This window comes from Herbidospora solisilvae (genome assembly GCF_009901565.1).
Lineage (GTDB): Bacteria > Actinomycetota > Actinomycetes > Streptosporangiales > Streptosporangiaceae > Herbidospora > Herbidospora solisilvae.
Map to the genome: position 1 here is coordinate 313,216 of NZ_WXEW01000001.1, position 15,681 is coordinate 328,896.

General features: G+C 72.2%; 14 protein-coding genes and 2 riboswitches. Of the genes, 3 read left to right on the forward strand and 11 right to left on the reverse strand.

Annotated elements, in window-relative coordinates:
- Positions 1-9: 9 nt before the first annotated feature.
- The 9 genes from gcvP to GT755_RS01515 form a co-directional block, all read right to left on the reverse strand.
- Positions 10-2,850, reverse strand: a complete 2,841-nt coding sequence (gene gcvP / locus GT755_RS01475; protein ID WP_161477872.1) for an aminomethyl-transferring glycine dehydrogenase — start codon at positions 2,848-2,850, stop codon at positions 10-12.
- 36 nt (positions 2,851-2,886) lie between these two features.
- Positions 2,887-2,988, reverse strand: a riboswitch (glycine riboswitch).
- Positions 2,989-3,083, reverse strand: a riboswitch (glycine riboswitch).
- 40 nt (positions 3,084-3,123) lie between these two features.
- The gene (locus GT755_RS01480; protein ID WP_030453595.1) at positions 3,124-3,744 is read right to left on the reverse strand and encodes a MerR family transcriptional regulator; all 621 of its coding nucleotides are present in this window, start codon (positions 3,742-3,744) and stop codon (positions 3,124-3,126) included.
- Positions 3,745-3,890: 146 nt separating this feature from the next.
- Positions 3,891-4,361 (reverse strand): bifunctional nuclease family protein, encoded by a 471-nt coding sequence (locus tag GT755_RS01485; RefSeq protein WP_156045686.1) that lies wholly within the window; start codon positions 4,359-4,361, stop codon positions 3,891-3,893.
- 85 nt (positions 4,362-4,446) lie between these two features.
- A complete protein-coding gene (ftsR, locus tag GT755_RS01490) occupies positions 4,447-5,073 on the reverse strand; it encodes a transcriptional regulator FtsR (protein WP_235965767.1) in 627 nt (208 codons plus the stop codon).
- Between the two features lie 29 nt (positions 5,074-5,102).
- Entirely contained in the window at positions 5,103-5,633 is a 531-nt protein-coding gene (locus tag GT755_RS01495; protein ID WP_030453592.1) for an FHA domain-containing protein, read from the reverse strand.
- 186 nt (positions 5,634-5,819) lie between these two features.
- On the reverse strand, positions 5,820-8,324 hold the full coding sequence (locus GT755_RS01500; protein ID WP_161477874.1) for a sugar phosphate nucleotidyltransferase: 2,505 nt from the start codon (positions 8,322-8,324) through the stop codon (positions 5,820-5,822).
- Positions 8,325-8,340: 16 nt separating this feature from the next.
- Entirely contained in the window at positions 8,341-8,910 is a 570-nt protein-coding gene (locus tag GT755_RS01505; protein ID WP_062332225.1) for a CDP-alcohol phosphatidyltransferase family protein, read from the reverse strand.
- A 10-nt stretch (positions 8,911-8,920) separates the two neighbouring features.
- Positions 8,921-9,586, reverse strand: coding sequence for a response regulator (locus tag GT755_RS01510; protein ID WP_161477875.1), 666 nt, complete (start codon positions 9,584-9,586; stop codon positions 8,921-8,923).
- On the reverse strand, positions 9,583-11,181 hold the full coding sequence (locus GT755_RS01515; protein ID WP_161477876.1) for a sensor histidine kinase: 1,599 nt from the start codon (positions 11,179-11,181) through the stop codon (positions 9,583-9,585). The genes GT755_RS01510 and GT755_RS01515 overlap by 4 nt, the downstream gene beginning before the upstream one ends.
- A 118-nt stretch (positions 11,182-11,299) precedes the next feature.
- On the opposite strand from GT755_RS01515, the gene GT755_RS01520 reads away from it, so the two are divergent.
- Positions 11,300-11,896, forward strand: coding sequence for a class I SAM-dependent methyltransferase (locus tag GT755_RS01520; protein WP_161477877.1), 597 nt, complete (start codon positions 11,300-11,302; stop codon positions 11,894-11,896).
- Between the two features lie 22 nt (positions 11,897-11,918).
- Positions 11,919-13,100, forward strand: a complete 1,182-nt coding sequence (locus tag GT755_RS01525) for an acyl-CoA dehydrogenase family protein (RefSeq protein WP_161477878.1) — start codon at positions 11,919-11,921, stop codon at positions 13,098-13,100.
- Here the strand turns inward: GT755_RS01525 and GT755_RS01530 are convergent.
- Positions 13,097-13,963: an alpha/beta hydrolase gene (locus tag GT755_RS01530; RefSeq protein ID WP_161477879.1), complete on the reverse strand. Its 867-nt coding sequence runs from the start codon at positions 13,961-13,963 to the stop codon at positions 13,097-13,099. The two genes, GT755_RS01525 and GT755_RS01530, sit on opposite strands and share 4 nt — an antisense overlap.
- A gap of 56 nt (positions 13,964-14,019) precedes the next feature.
- On the opposite strand from GT755_RS01530, the gene GT755_RS01535 reads away from it, so the two are divergent.
- Entirely contained in the window at positions 14,020-14,808 is a 789-nt protein-coding gene (locus GT755_RS01535) for a TSUP family transporter (RefSeq protein WP_161477880.1), read from the forward strand.
- 3 nt (positions 14,809-14,811) lie between these two features.
- Here GT755_RS01535 and GT755_RS01540 read toward each other — a convergent pair whose 3' ends face one another.
- On the reverse strand, positions 14,812-15,624 hold the full coding sequence (locus GT755_RS01540; protein WP_161477881.1) for an AfsR/SARP family transcriptional regulator: 813 nt from the start codon (positions 15,622-15,624) through the stop codon (positions 14,812-14,814).
- Between the last annotated feature and the right edge of the window lie 57 nt (positions 15,625-15,681).

Below are 15,681 nucleotides of genomic sequence, written 5' to 3' on the forward strand. Positions count from 1 at the left end.
CCAGGCCGTTCAGTCCTCGTAGGAGGAGAGCGGCGGGCAGGCGCAGACCAGGTTGCGGTCGCCGTAGGCCTGGTCGATGCGGCGGACGGGCACCCAGTACTTCTGGTCCCGCAGCGTGGCCACCGGGTAGGCGGCCTCGGTGCGGGTGTACGGGTGGTCCCACGCGTCGGCGGTGAGCACGTCGGCCGTGTGGGGGGCGTTGCGCAGGGGGTTGTCCTTGGCGTCGTACCCGCCGGAGGCCACCTTGTCGATCTCGCCGCGGATGGCGACCATCGCGTCGACGAAGCGGTCGAGCTCGGCCAGGTCCTCCGACTCGGTCGGCTCGATCATCAGCGTGCCGGCCACGGGGAAGGACATGGTCGGGGCGTGGAAGCCGTAGTCGATGAGCCGCTTGGCGACGTCGTCGACGGTGACGCCGGTCTCCTTGGTGATCGCGCGCAGGTCGACGATGCACTCGTGGGCGACCAGGCCCTCGCGCCCGGTGTAGAGGACCGGGTAGTGCGGCGCGAGCCGCCGGGCCAGGTAGTTGGCCGACAGGATGGCCTGCTCGGTGGCGGCCTTGAGCCCGTCGGCGCCCATCATCCGCACGTACGCCCACGAGATCGGCAGGATGCCCGCCGAGCCGTACGGCGCGGCCGAGACCTGGCCCACGACGCCGCGTCCCGGCAGGAACTCGGCCAGGTGGGCCTTGACGGCGACCGGCCCGACGCCGGGGCCGCCGCCGCCGTGCGGGATGCAGAAGGTCTTGTGCAGGTTCAGGTGGGACACGTCGGCCCCGAACTCGCCCAGCTTGGCCAGGCCGACGAGGGCGTTGAGGTTGGCGCCGTCGACGTAGACCTGGCCGCCGGCGGCGTGCACCCTGGCGCACAGCTCGACGATGGTCTCCTCGTAGACGCCGTGGGTCGACGGGTAGGTGACCATGATCGCGGCGAGCCGGTCGGCGTGCTTGGCGATCTTGGCGTCGAGGTCGGCCATGTCGACGTTGCCGTCGGCGTCGCAGGCCACCACGACGACGCGCATGCCCGCCATGACGGCGGAGGCGGCGTTGGTGCCGTGGGCCGACGACGGGATCAGGCACACGTCGCGCCCGGCGTCGCCGTTCGCCCGGTGGTAGGCGCGGATGGCCAGCAGGCCGGCGAACTCGCCCTGCGACCCGGCGTTGGGCTGGATGGAGACCGCGTCGTAGCCGGTCACCTCGGCCAGCCAGCTCTCCAGGCCCTGGATCAGGTCGACGTAGCCGCCGGTCTGGCCGGCGGGCGCGAACGGGTGGATGGAGGCGAACTCCGGCCAGGTGATCGGCTCCATCTCGGTGGTCGCGTTGAGCTTCATCGTGCAGGAGCCCAGCGGGATCATCGACCGGTCGAGCGCGATGTCCTTGTCCTGGAGTTTGCGCAGGTAGCGCAGCATCGCGGTCTCGGAGCGGTGGGCGTGGAAGACCGGGTGGGTCAGGTAGTCAGTGGTGCGCTGGAGGTCCTGGGGCAGCGCGTCGTCGGTCGAGATGTCCAGGTCGTCCACCGACGGCCCCTCGACGCCGAAGGCCGCCCAGACGGCCTCCAGGTGCGCGGAGGTGGTCTTCTCGTCACAGGCGACCGCGACGTGGTCGGCGCCGTCCTGCCGCACGTTGACGCCGCGCCCGCGGGCCGCCTCGGCGATCTCGGCCGCGCGGCCGGGCACGTGGGTGGTCACGGTGTCGAAGAACTCGTCGTGGACGACTTCGACGCCCCCCGCGCGCAGCCCGGCGGCCAGCACGGCGGCGTGCCGGTGCACCCGCTGGGCGATCCGGCGCAGGCCCTCGGGGCCGTGGTAGACGGCGTACATGGAGGCGATCACCGCCAGGAGCACCTGGGCGGTGCAGATGTTGCTGGTCGCCTTCTCGCGGCGGATGTGCTGCTCGCGGGTCTGCAGGGCCAGCCGGTACGCCGCCCGCCCGTCGGCGTCGACCGACACCCCGACCAGACGGCCGGGCATCTGCCGCTGCAGGCCCTCGCGGACCGACATGTAGGCGGCGTGCGGGCCGCCGAAGCCGAGGGGCACGCCGAAGCGCTGCGACGAGCCGATCGCGATGTCGGCCCCGAGGGTGCCGGGCGCCTCCAGCACGGTCAGCGCCAGCAGATCGGCCGCCACGGTCACGACCGCGCCCGCGGCCTTGGCCCGGCCGGCCAGCTCGCGGAAGTCGGCCACCCGGCCGGAGGCCCCCGGGTACTGGACCAGGACGCCGAAGCACTCGGGCAGTTCGCCGGTGTAGTCGGACTCGACGAGGGTGATGCCCAGCGGCTCGGCCCGGGTGGCCAGCACCGCCTTGGTCTGCGGGAGGGCGTCGGCGTCCACGACGAAGACGTCGCTCTTGACCTTGGAGGCCCGGCGGGCCAGCGTCATCGCCTCGGCCGCGGCGGTGGCCTCGTCGAGGAGCGAGGCCCCGGCGACGTCGAGCCCGGTCAGGTCGCTGACCACGGTCTGGAAGTTGAGCAGCGCCTCCAGGCGCCCCTGCGAGATCTCCGGCTGGTAGGGCGTGTACGCGGTGTACCAGCCCGGGTTCTCCAGCACGTTGCGCAACACGACGCCGGGCGTGATGGTGTCGTGGTAGCCCAGCCCGATCATCGAGGTCAGCACGGTGTTGCGGGCGGCCAGCGCGCGCAGTTCGGCGAGCGCCTCCGGCTCCGACACGGCGGCCGGCAGGTCGAGGGCGCGGGTGGTGCGGATCGACTCGGGCACCGCCACGGCCACCAGGTCGGCGATCGTCTCGTAGCCGACGGCCTCCAGCATGCGCGCCTGAGCGGCGTCGGAGGGCCCGATGTGGCGGGTGGCGAACGGCGGGGCGTCCAGGTCACGGAGCGGTGTGCGATCGGTCATGACAGGAACTCCAGGGCAGGCGAGACCAGGGCGGTCTCCCCCTCTGTCATGGAACCTGAGAGCTTCACCGGACGCCTTCGGCCGGTTTTCCCCTTCGGTGAGGCGCCGCCTGGACGGCGGACCTGCTTTTCAGAGCTGCCTCGCCTGGCGGTACCGGGTGCCTGAGAGATTCCGGGGAGGTTTGCTCCTTCGGCGCCTCATCCTTCGGACGAGGACTCTCCCGCGCAGGGTCAGTGGCTGTGACAACCCTACCCGTACCCCGGACCTGGGGCCTCAACCGGTGCGGCGGGCCCGCCTGCGCTGGGCCAGTTCGTCGGAGGGGTGGTCGGCCTCGTCAGTGTCGGGGCCGACCGCCAGTTCCCCCGGCAGCTCCGCGAGCGATCCCTCGACCTCGCGCCAGACCCGGCCGAGGGCGATGCCGAAGACCCCCTGCCCTCCTTGGAGGAGGTCGATGACCTCGTCGGCGGAGGTGCACTCGTAGACGCTGACGCCGTCGCTCATGAGCGTGATCTGGGCCAGGTCGTTGACCCCGCGGTCGCGCAGGTGCTGGACGGCGGTGCGGATCTGCTGGAGGGAGACGCCGGTGTCGAGGAGCCGCTTGACGACCTTGAGCACCAGGATGTCGCGGAAGCTGTAGAGCCGCTGGGAGCCGGAGCCCTGGGCCGCCCGGATCGTCGGCTGCACCAGGTCGGTGCGGGCCCAGTAGTCGAGCTGGCGGTAGGTGATCCCGGCGGCAGCGCATGCCGTGGGGCCGCGGTAGCCGATGTCGTCGCGCACCGCCGCGGGCCGCTCGTCGAACAGCAGACCCTGCTCGCCGGCGCGCTCCCGCGCCGACTCACGCTGAGCCGAGTCGTGCTGGTCGGCCTTGTTACCCTCGCCGCTGCTGACCGCCACTGCGGACCTCCGGCTTTCTCTCATCCCACGGTCTGATCTGGGGGTACGCGAACTACAACCGTGGATTCCCTTGCACCGTAGGACTGGGGAAAGGCACAGTCAACGACCGCCCCCGGCGCGTCGTGAAGGTGAGATAACCCCTCAACTCAACCGGCACGGCCGAAATCCTCGGGGCTGATGTTGTCCAGGAACTCCCGGAACTTCTCGACCTCGTCCTCCTGGTCATCGGCCATGCTGACGCCGTTCTCCCGCATGACCTCCTCGCTGGCGAAGATCAGCGCGTCGGTCCGCAGAGCCAGCGCGATGGAGTCGGAAGGACGTGCGCTTACCTCTACGCCGTTGGAGAACACGAGGTCGGCGTAGAAGATTCCGTCACGCAGCGCGACGATGTTCACCCGTTCGAGTGACACCTTCAACGCGCCCAGCACATTGCGGAACAGATCGTGGGTCAGCGGCCGGGGCGGCGGTTCGTCGGCCTGGGCGAGCGCGATCGCGGTCGCCTCGGTCATGCCAATCCAGATCGGCAGGTAGCGGTCGCCGTTCGCCTCCTTGAGAAGGACGATCGGCTGGTTCGAGGGCATCTCCACCCGGACCCCCACGAACTCCATCTGCAACACAGGCGCTCACTCTCCGGGATGCGGCATTTCACCAGGTATTCAACTCACCAGGCATTCAACGTAACACCCGCGCGCCGGACCCGCGTCAACGGCCGAGAGAGCCGCGGACGGCCCCTTCCAGCAGCGCGGCGTGGATACGTAATAACAACCCGGAGATCTCCCGTGCCGATTCCCCGGCATGGTCGACGGCCCCCGGGGCCCGGCGGCGCAGCAGCGGCGCGACGGCCTGTTCGACCAGGCCCGCCTCGCGTTCGGCGGCGGCCTTGACCGCGCGCAGGTGACGGGCGTGGAGGCCGAAGGCGGCCAGCGCCCCGACGGTGCGGGCGATCTCGAGGGCGGCCTCGTCGTAGAGCCGGGCCGTCGGGGCGATCAGGCCGTAGTCTTCGAGCTCGGCCAGCGTCTCGTCGTCGATCTCGGCCGCGGCGAGCAGCTCCTCGCGGCTGAGCCGCACCGACACCGGCTCGGCGTCGACCGCCCGGGGGCGGGCCGACTCGTCGAGCTGGGATTTGATCACGCGCAGCGGCAGGTAGCGGTCGCGCTGTGCGGTCAGGATGAACCGCAGGCGCTCCACGTCGCCGGGGGTGAACTTGCGGTAGCCGGAGGGGGTGCGCTCGGGCTCGATGAGCCCTTCGCCCTCCAGGAACCGGATCTTGGAGATCGTCACGTCGGGGAACTCGCCCTGAAGCTGGGCGAGCACCTCCCCGATGCTCATGAAGGCCCTGGCCGCCTCGGCGCCCATGATCAGCCCCGGGTGAGGAACACCAGCCGGAACTTCCCGATCTGCACCTCGTCGCCGCCAGCGAGGGGGAACTCCTCGATGCGCTCCCGGTTCACGTAGGTGCCGTTGAGGCTGCCGACGTCGCGCGCGGTGAACTGGCCGCCGCGCCGGTAGAACTCGGCGTGGCGCCGGGAGACGGTGACGTCGTCGAGGAAGATGTCGCTCTCGGGGTGGCGGCCGGCGGTCGTGAGGTCGCTGTCGAGCAGGAACCGGCTGCCGGCGTTGGGGCCGCGCATCACGACGAGGAGGGCGGTGCCGGGCGGGAGCTGCTCGATCGCGGAACGGTCCGGAAGCAGGCCCTGGCCGGTGGCCTCCTCGATCGCCTCAAGCGAGATCGTGGAGGTGTTGTCGGGGACGAAGCCCTGACCGGTCGTGTAGGGGTTGGGAGGTGCCGGGGTGTGGGCCGCGGGGCTCAGCGGCGAACCGCATCGCGAACAGAAACGGGCATCCTCGGGGTTGGGGTGACCGCACTGCGTGCAGTAGACGCTGGGCATCGAACGGCTCGGCCTCTCTCACGACTAGCTCAAACTTGCGAATGCCGAAACTTACGCTGATCAGGCACAAAGGTCAAGGCAGACGCGCCGGACAATGGCCACCCAACGTTATCGTCAGGCACCGGCCACGGTCCATGGCGCCACACCAACCACATGTGATCACCGTTTCCCGGCCAGGCTATCGTTTCATGCCGACCCGGCGGCACGCTCGACCACGTCGGCCCATCGTTCGAGAAGCGACTGCGCGGTGTCCATGTCGTGTCCCTCGGCCCACAGATGGGTGACCGCCTCCGACGGGTCGGGCAGCACCAGCGCCCAGCTCCCGTCCTCTCCGACGACCCTGACCCCGTCGGTGGTGTCGATGCGGTCGCCCTCTGCGGCCTCGACGACCGAGCGCATGACGGTGCCCTTGTGGGCCCACGGGGTGGGCACGGTCCGGCGCAGCAGCTTGGTCTCGGGGATGCGGGCGTCGATCTGGCTGAGCGACAGGCGGGTGCGGGCGACCAGGCCGAGCAGCCGCAGGAAGACGGCCAGGCCGTCGACCGTGGGACCGAACTCGGGCACGATGAAGCCGCCCCGGCCGTCGCAGGCGAACACCATCTCGGGATGGCGGGCCGCCGTGGTCAGCGCGTCGGTGCTGGTGGCGGTCCAGTCGACGTGGACGCCGTGGAAGCGGCAGACCATCTCGGCGACCCTGGTCGTGGTGACCGGCAGGGCGACCCGCCCGCCGCGGCGTTCGGCGGCGACCAGGTCGAGGACGACCAGCAGGGCCCGCTCCTCACTGATGAGCTGGCCCTTCTCGTCGACGAGGGAGACCCGCTCCCCCACCGGGTCGAACCGCACCCCGAACGCGGCCCGCGAGGAGGCCACCAGCTCGGCCAGGCGCTGCAGGTCGCGGCGGCGTTCGGCGAAGGTCTCGGTGGGCGAGGCGTCGTCGAGCCGGTTGTTGACCGTGAGGACGCCGACCCCGACCCGGCCGAGCAGGCTGGGCAGCACGAGCGAGGCGGTGCCGCCGGCGCAGTCGACAACGACCTTCATCTCGGCGTCCTTCACGCCGGTCATGTCGACGCAGCGGACCAGGTCGCGGCTGTAGGTGTCGAGGGCGCGGGCCGGGAAGGACAACTCGGCGATCTCGCCGGGGAAGGCGCGGCGGTACTCCTGGCGGGAGAAGACGCGCTCCAGCTTGCGCTGCGCGGTCTGGGAGAGGTCGGCCCCGGTCTCGTCCATGAAGACGATGTCGACGCTCTGGGGGTCGCCCGCGGTGGTCCGGAGGGCGATGCCGCCCTTCACGGTCTCGCGGGAGGTGTGGAAGCGGGCCACCGGCATGGCGGCGGCCTCCAGGTCGACCACGTTGATCGCGCTGGCGTTGAGCGCGCTGATCACGGCCCGCTTGAGGGCGCGGGCGGCCCGGGAGCCGTCGCGGGAGGTGACGACGGTGTCGCCCTTGCTGAGGGTGGTGGCGTAGGCGCTGGCCAGGCGGACGCAGAGCTCGGGGGTGATCTCGACGTTGACCAGGCCGCTGACGCCCCGGGGGCCGAAGAGGCTGCGCTGGCCGCGCGACTCCCAGATGACGCTGGTGTTGACGACCGCGCCCGCCTCGACGGTCTTGAAGGGGTAGATCTTGACGCCGCTGGAGACGTAGGCCTCGGCCTCGATGACGCACTCGTCGCCGACGACCGCGTTCTCCTCGATGCGGGCGGCGGCCATGACGTCGGTGTTCTTGCCGATGACGCAGCCGCGCAGGTTGGCGGCCGGGCCGACGTAGACGTTGTCGTGGACGACCGCCCGGTGGAGGAACGCGCCCTCCTTGACCACGGCGTTGCTGCCGAGCACGGTGTATTCGCGCAACTCGGCCCCGGCCTCGACCTTGGCGTAGTCGCCGATGAACAGGGGGCCCTTGAGCACCGCCTCGGGGTCGACCGAGGCGCCCTCGGCGGCCCACACGCCGGGCGAGAGCTCGAACGCGTCGAAGTCGACCTTGACCCGGCCCTCCAGGACGTCGGCCTGGGCCTTCAGGTAGCTCTCGTGGGTGCCGACGTCCTCCCAGTAGCCCTCGGCGACGTAGCCGAACAGCCGCTCGCCGCGCTCCAGGAGCTTGGGGAACACGTCGGAGGACCAGTCGACCGACCGGCCCGAGGGCACCTCGTCGAGGACGGCCGGCTCCATGATGTAGATGCCGGTGTTGACGGTGTCGGAGAAGACCTGGCCCCAGGTGGGCTTCTCGAGGAACCGCTGGATGCGGCCGTGGTCGTCGACGATGATGATGCCGAACTCCAGCGGGTTGGGCACCCGCTTGAGGCCGATGGTGACCAGGGCCCGGTTCTCGCGGTGGAACCGCAGCATGTCGGTCAGGTCGATGTCGGTGAGCGCGTCGCCCGAGATGACCAGGAAGCGGTCTTCGCGCAGCCGGTCGGCGGCGTTCTTGACGCTCCCGGCGGTGCCGAGGGGGCTCTCCTCGGTGGCGTAGTGGAGGGTCATGCCGAGTTCGTCGCCGTCGCCGAAGTAGTTGCGGATCAGCGCCGCGAGGAACTGGACGGTGACGACGGTCTCGGTGAAGCCGTGGCGTTTGAGCAGCCGCAACACGTGTTCCATGATCGGCCGGTTGATCACGGGGAGGAGGGGTTTGGGCTGGTTGGCGGTCATCGGCCGCAGCCTGGTTCCTTCCCCGCCCGCCATCACAACGGCCTTCACGGGATGATCACCCTCTTCAGGAAACGCGTGCGAGCTGCCGCACCTGCACCACGTACAGCACCCCTGCCCACCAGTACAGACCCGTACCCCAGATGACGAACGCCCACCCGAAAACAGCGCAGATCTCCGCATACCAGCTGGGGTGAGAGGCCAGGAACAGGAGAGGGAAGGCGTACATGAGGTTGGCCGTGGCGGCCTTGCCGAGGAAGTGGACGGGCAACGCGTAGCCGTAGCCCATGCGGCGCAGGAACGGCACGGTGAACAGCAGCAGGACGTCGCGGCCGATCACCAGGGCGGCCAGCCACCACGGGATGATGTCGCGCAGCACCAGGCCCGCCAGGGTGGCCAGGATGTAGAGGCGGTCGGCGGCGGGGTCGATGAGGCGGCCCAGCTTGCTGGTCTGGTTCCAGGCGCGCGCGAGCTTGCCGTCGAGCCAGTCGGAGAAGCCGGCCACCATCAGCAGGGCGACGGCCCAGCCGTCGGCCTTGGGGCCGAGGATGAGCCAGAGGAAGACCGGCACGCCGAGCAGCCGCAGGAAGCTCAGCAGGTTGGGGATCGTGAAGATCCGGTCCTCGCTGGTTGTCACGACCCCGACCCTACATGTCGGCGGGACGGAAGTCGGGGCCGACCAAACCCAGACGGTGGGCGACCACGGCGACCTGGGTGCGGTTGCGCAGCCGCAGCTTCTCCATGAGCGCCGCCACGTGGGTCTTGACCGTCGTGACGCCGACGTGGAGGCGGGCGGCGATCTCCTGGTTGGACAGTCCGGTGCCGACCAGGGTGAGGACCTGGATCTCCCGTTCGGTCAGGAACGGGGGCCGCTCGGGCGCGCGCTGCTCCTCGGCCGCCAGGGCCTTGGCGACGACGCGGCGCAGCACCGAGGGGGCCAGCAGCTGCTCGCCGTGGGCCGCCCGGCGGACCGCCTCGACCATGCGGTCGGGCGGATCGTCCTTGACCAGGAAGCCCGTCGCGCCGGCCCGGAGGGCGGCGTACACGTTCTCGTCCTCGGCGAAGGTGGTCAGCACGACCACGCGGGCCGACGGGTGGGCGGCCAGGATGCGCCGGGTGGCCTCCAGGCCGTCGACGCGCGGCATGCGCAGGTCCATCAGCACCACGTCGGGGCGTTCCCGTTCGACGACGCGGACGGCGTCGCCGCCGTCGGCCGCCTCGCCGCAGACCGACACGTCTCCGGCGGCCTCCAGCATCATGCGCACCCCGGCCCGGACCAGCGCCTGGTCGTCGGCGACCACGACCCTGATCATCGGGCCGCCGCCTCGACCGGGAGGACGAAGGTGGCCACCAGGCGCCAGCCGCCGTCGGGGAGCGGGCCGGCGGTCAGCCGTCCGCCGAGCGCGCGGGTGCGTTCGCGCATCCCGGCCACGCCGTGCCCCGACGACGGCAGATCCGTCGGGGCCTTGCCGGGGGTGTTGCGGATCTCTACGACGAGCTCCTTCTCATCGGCCGTGACGCTCACCGTCGCCCGGCTTCCCTCTCCCGCGTGCTTCAGCACGTTGGTCAGTCCCTCCTGGACGATCCTGGCCGCCGACGCGCGGGCCACCAGGGCGGCCCTGGCGGTCGCGGGGGCGATGTCCAGGACCACCTCGACGCCCGCGGCGGTCACCCGGGCGGCGGCGTCACGCATGACCTCGTCGGGGTCGGCGACCGGCAGCGTCGTGTCGGGGCCCGGGTCGCGCAGCACCGCGAGCAGGCCGCGCAGGTCGTCGAGGACCTGGTGGCCGGTGTCGCGGATGTCGGCCAGCGCCTCGGCGGCCGGGCCGCCCGCGCCGGCGTACTGGGCGGCGCCCGCGCGCAGCACGATCGCGCCGACGTGGTGGGCGACGATGTCGTGCACCTCGCGGGCGATGCGCTCGCGTTCGGCCAGGCGGTCGCTGCGGGCCCGTTCGGCGCGCAGCTCCTCCTCCCTCCGGGCGGCGGTACGGCGGACGCCCACGTAGGCCCCGATCGCCGCCGGGGCCACGACCATGGTCGCGACGACGCCGTAGGTCAGGCCGGTGACGTCGCTCGTGGAGTCGATCACCGTGGCCAGGGTGACCCCACAGGTCAGCAGGTAGCCCGCGCCGAGCCACCGCCACGTGGCCTGGCTGGCGAACACGGCCAGCGCGACGAACAGCACGACCCGGAGGGTGTCGGCGACCGGCGGCACGAGGTTGTCGGCCAGCAGCACCAGTCCGCTCTCGAACAGCAGCACCGACCCGGGCAACCAGCGGATCGCGCCCAGCGCCAGCCCCGACAACACGGCCAGCAGGCCGACCCCGCCGACCCGCAGGTCGTGGCCGTCCCAGTACGACCAGGTGCCGAGGACGGCGTAGGCCACTCCCCCGGCGGCGAACAGCACGTCGAGCAGCGGGGCCGGCTCCTCCCCGTGGTCGCGCCGCCCGGCCGCGCCCCGGAGGTAGCGCCCGATCAGCACCGGCAGCAGCACGACGCCGACGACGTAGTACCAGTAGTTGCTGGTGAACGCGATGCCGGGATCGGCCAGGTTGACGCCCGTGGCCAGGCACGCCGCGACGGCGGCCAGGCCGGTCCAGAGGAGGGTGCGCTGCCGGGCCACGACGCCGACCACGATCGGCAGCAGGATCTGGATGCCGTCGACCAGGCCCGACCCGGCGTTGTCGAACACGACCAGCAGGGCGGCCAGCGCGAACGCGACCGCGACCGGCCGGTGGCGCAGGAAGACCAGCGGCAGGCCGGTGCAGACGGCGATCAGCAGTACCAGCGGGCCGGACGCGGGCGAGGCCCCCGCCCACGACTCGCTCGCGAGCACCGAGAGCGCGACACCGGCGGCGGCCAGGACGAGGTCCGGCCACCAGGTGACGTGCCACCGGAGGTATGACATGAATGCACGGTAGCGGCCCAAATAGACGCGGTGGTCCGCTTCGCCTCCGCCAAGTGGCCGGTCACTCGGGCCGTTTGGACGGCTCGGGCACTCCCCTCCGCCTCATACCTTGCAACCCATGGCCAACGAATCAGCCCTTTTCTTCGGGCAGTTCATGCGCTCCCCCGCCTCGGTCGGCGCGATCGCCCCCAGTTCCCGCCGGCTCGCCGAGGCCGTGTGCGCGCCCATCCCGGAGCAGGGCGACCCCGTCGTGGTCGAACTCGGGCCTGGAACGGGTTCCTTCACCGCGGAGATCCAGCGCCGGCTCGGCGGCCGGGGTCGGCACCTGGCCGTGGAGATCAACCCCGCCCTGGCGGCCCACCTGTCCGACCGCCACCCCGGGGTCGAGGTCGTCGTCGACGACGCGTGCGGGCTGCCGACGCTGCTGGCCGACCGGGGGCTGGCGCGGGCCGACGTGATCATCAGCGGCCTGCCGTGGGCCGCGTTCTCCCCCAAGCTGCAGGACAGCCTGCTGAACGGCATCCTCGGCTCGCTGAAGCCGGAGGGGGCGTTCACGATGTTCGCCTACGTCCACGCGATGATGCTGCCGCCCGCGCTACGGATCCGGCGGGCGCTGTTCGCCTCGTTCGAGGAGGTCGTGATGGGGCGGACCGTGTGGCCGAACCTGCCTCCGGCGTTCGTCTACCACGCCCGGCGGCCCCGCGACCGACGATAGAGAACGCGTTCTAGAATGCGGCATGGATTTCAGGCTGCCGGAGAGCGCGCAGGCCGTACGGGACGGCATCGGCGAGATCTGCTCCCACTACGACATGTCCTACTGGGAGCGGTGCGAGGCCGAGAAGCGGTGGCCTGAAGAGGTGTGGGCCGAGCTCGCCAAGGGCGGCTGGCTCGGCCTCGCGGTCCCCGAGGAGTTCGGCGGGGGCGGCCAGGGGCTGCTGGAGCTCACGGTGGCGACCGAGACGTTGTCGGCGTCGGGGTCGGCCGGAGGGTCGGCCTTCACCTACGTGCTGACGCCCGGCTTCGGGGCGATGACCATCGCCCGCCACGGCTCCCCCGAGCAGCGGGCCGACCTGCTGCCCCGGCTGGCGGCCGGGGAGATCGAGACCTGTTTCGCGCTGACCGAGCCCGACGCCGGGTCGAACTCGCTGGCCATCACCACCTCGGCCCGCCTCGACGGGTCGGAGTTCGTGGTGAACGGGCAGAAGATCTGGATCACCGGGGTGCAGCGGGCGACCTGGATGCTCCTCGTCACCCGCACCATCCCGGCCGCCGAGGCGAGACCCCGCACCAACGGGCTCACGGTGCTGCTGGTCAACGTGCCCGAGGCGGTCGCGGCGGGCACGTTGTCCTACCGGCCGATCCCGAAGATGGGGGCCAACACGACGCCGTCCAACATGGTGTTCTTCGACGACCTGCGGGTGCCCGCCCGCAACGTGGTCGGCGAGGTGCACGGCGGGGCGGTCGTGCTGTGGGACATCCTCAACCCCGAGCGCATCCTGCTCGGCGCCTCCGCGCTCGGCGGGGCCGAGGTCGCCCTGCGGGTCGGCGTCGAGTACGCCAGGCAGCGCGAGGTGTTCGGGCGGCCCATCGGCGCCAACCAGGGCATCGCGTTCCCCCTGGCGGCGGTCAAGGCCAAGATCGAGCTGGCCCGGCTGATGCTCTACAAGGCGGCGTGGCTCTTCGACCGGGGCGAGCCGTGCGGGACCGAGGCCAACATCGCGAAGCTGACCGCCTCCCAGGCGTTCTGGGAGGCGGCCGACGCGGCGTTCCAGACCCACGGCGGCATGGCCTACTCGCTGGAGTATCCGGTGGCCCGGCTGCTCGCCGACGCCCGGATCGGGCTGGTCGCCCCGGTGACCGAGCAGTTGCTGCTCAACTACCTGGCCACGCAGGTGCTGGGGTTGCCCCGGTCGTTCTAGAACGACGCCCTGAGGCGGTCGGCGGCGTACCTCCTGGCCTCGGCCGCCTCGGGGAAGAAGCCGGGCAGGCCGAAGAAGCCGTGCAGGGAGCCGGCGAAGCAGCGGTACTCCGCGCCCAGCTCGGCCGCGTAGCGCTCACACTCGGCGGTCAGCGGGTCGTGCTCGGCGGTGATGACCGTGGCGGGGGCCAGGCCCGTCTTGTCCGGCAGCAGGGCCGGGGCGAAGCGGGGGTCGGTGCGGTCGGCGGCGCCGGCGTACTGGTCGAAGAGCCAGGCCACGCGGGCGGTCTCCAGGTTGTGGTGGCCCTCGTCGGCGAAGCCCTGGGTGTCGGTACGCATCTCCGTGCAGGGATAGACGAGCATCTGGTGCGCGAGGCGCAGCCCGGCGTCGCGGGCCAGGGCGGCGCAGACGGTGGCGAGGTTGGCCCCGGCGCTCTCCCCCATGACCGCGACCGTCGGGTGCTCGCGCAGCACCGCCTCCACCACGGCCCAGCAGTCGTCGACGGCGGCCGGGAACGGGTGTTCCGGCGCGAGCCGGTAGTCGACCGAGACGACCAGCGCGCCCGTCTGGGCCGCGAGGTCGCGGCACATCGGGTCGTCGACGTCGGCGCTGCCGAAGACGAAGCCGCCGCCGTGGACGTAGACGACGACGGGGAGGTCGCCGGGCGCCGGGCGGAAGATCCGGACCGGCACCCCGGCGACGGCGGTGTCGGTGACCTCGTGCAGCGGGATGCGCGGGCTCCGGCCCTCGGCGTCGCCGTCGACGGGACGGCTCTCCTGGATCTCGGCGAGGGTCGGCGGGACGTAGTCGACGGCCGGGGGGAATCGGTCCAGGTACACGCGGGCGCGGTCGTGCAGTGTCATGCACCGCACCCTAGTTCCATGCTTTCCCTACTATGTTCCCGGAGAATGGGGGGGACATGGCGGAGATCGTGCTGGCGCTGGCGGCCGGCTTCCTGGTGGCGGCGCTCGGCACCCCGGTCGGGGTCTCCGGAGCGGTATTCCTGCTGCCGCTGCAGGCGAGCGTCCTGGGGGTGAGCGGGCCCGCGATCAGCGCGACCAACCTGGTCTTCAACGCGGTGTCGACCCCGTTGGCGCTGCTGCGCGCGCCGGCGTTCCGCGGGCGGGCGGCCGAGCTGCTCGTCGTCGCGGGCGCGTGCGTGCCGGCGGCGGTGGTGGGGGCGTACGGGCGGGTGACGCTGTTCGCCGATCCGGCGCGGTTCCGGCTGCTGGTGATCGCGGTGCTCGCGCCGCTGGGCGTCCAGTTGCTCGTGCGGGCGGTGCGTGGAGCGCGGGCCCGGGGCGGTGACTCCCGGCCCGTCCGGGCGCTGCCGCTGGCGGTGCTCGCGCTGGTGACCGGGGCGATCGGGGGCACGATCGGGATCGGCGGCGGGTCGATGCTGGCTCCGGTCCTGGTGGCGGCGGCGCACCAGAGCGTGGCGCGGGCCGCGCCGCTCGCCCTCACCTCGACCCTGTCGACGTCGCTGAGCGGGCTGGTGGCCTACAGCCTGTTCGACGCCTTCCACATCGGCACGCCCCCGGCCGCGCCCGTCTGGCACGTCGGGATCGCGACCGGGCTCGGCGGCGTCGCCGGGGCGCTGCTCGGCGCGGCGGTGGCCCGGCGGGCCGGGGAACGGGTGCTGACGCTGCTGCTCGGCACGACCGCGACGGTGACGGCCGCCACGTACGTGATCCAGCTGGCCCGGTGAGGGTCACCACCAGGCGGCGGACGGTCCCACCCGCCGCGCCCCCGCAGGCGGCAGGTCGAGCGACCGGTCGGCGTGCACCATCCGGTCGTGCACCTCGCCGAGGCCGCCCGTCGGTTCGAGGCCGAGCTCCCGGGCGAAGTCGCCCCGCGCCCTGCGGTAGGCCGCCAGGGCGTCGGGACGGCGGCCGTCGCGGTAGAGGGCCAGCATGTACGCGCGGATCAGCCGCTCCCGCAGCGGGTGCTGCCGCACCAGGTCGGCGAGCTCCGGGAGCAGCTCCCGGTGCCGCCCGCACTCCAGCTCGGCCTCCACGCACGACTCGACCGCCGACAGCCGCAGCTCCTCCAGGCCCGCCCCCAGCCGGTCGCGGACCCGGTCGGTGGCCGCGCCGGCGAGCAGCGGCCCCCGCCAGTGCGCCAGGGCGGCCCGGAGCAGGCGGGCCCGGCCGCCCGGACCCGCCAGGCCGGCCCGCCCGACCAGGTCGCGGAAGCGGTGCACGTCGACAGCGCCCGCGTCGGTCTCGGCCACGTAGCCGTCGCCCCGCAGCAGCAGCCGGAAGCCCCGCGACCCCGTGCGGTCGGGATCGAGGGCGCCGCGCAGCCGGGCGACGTGGCTGTGCAGGACGCCCCGGGCGTGCGCGGGCGGGTCGTCGTCCCACAGCAGTTCCAGCAACCGGCTCACCGGGACGACCCGGCCCGCCTCCAGCAGCAGCAGGCCCAGCAGGCAGCGCTGCGCGCGGCGGGGGAGCCCGATCCGCCCGCCGCCGTGCCACACCTCGACCGGCCCGAGCAGCCGGAACTCCCAACCCCGGTTCGACATGACCGGGAGCGTCCGGCACCTCGGTATAGGTGGGGTATAGACGCAGGTCGGAGCGGC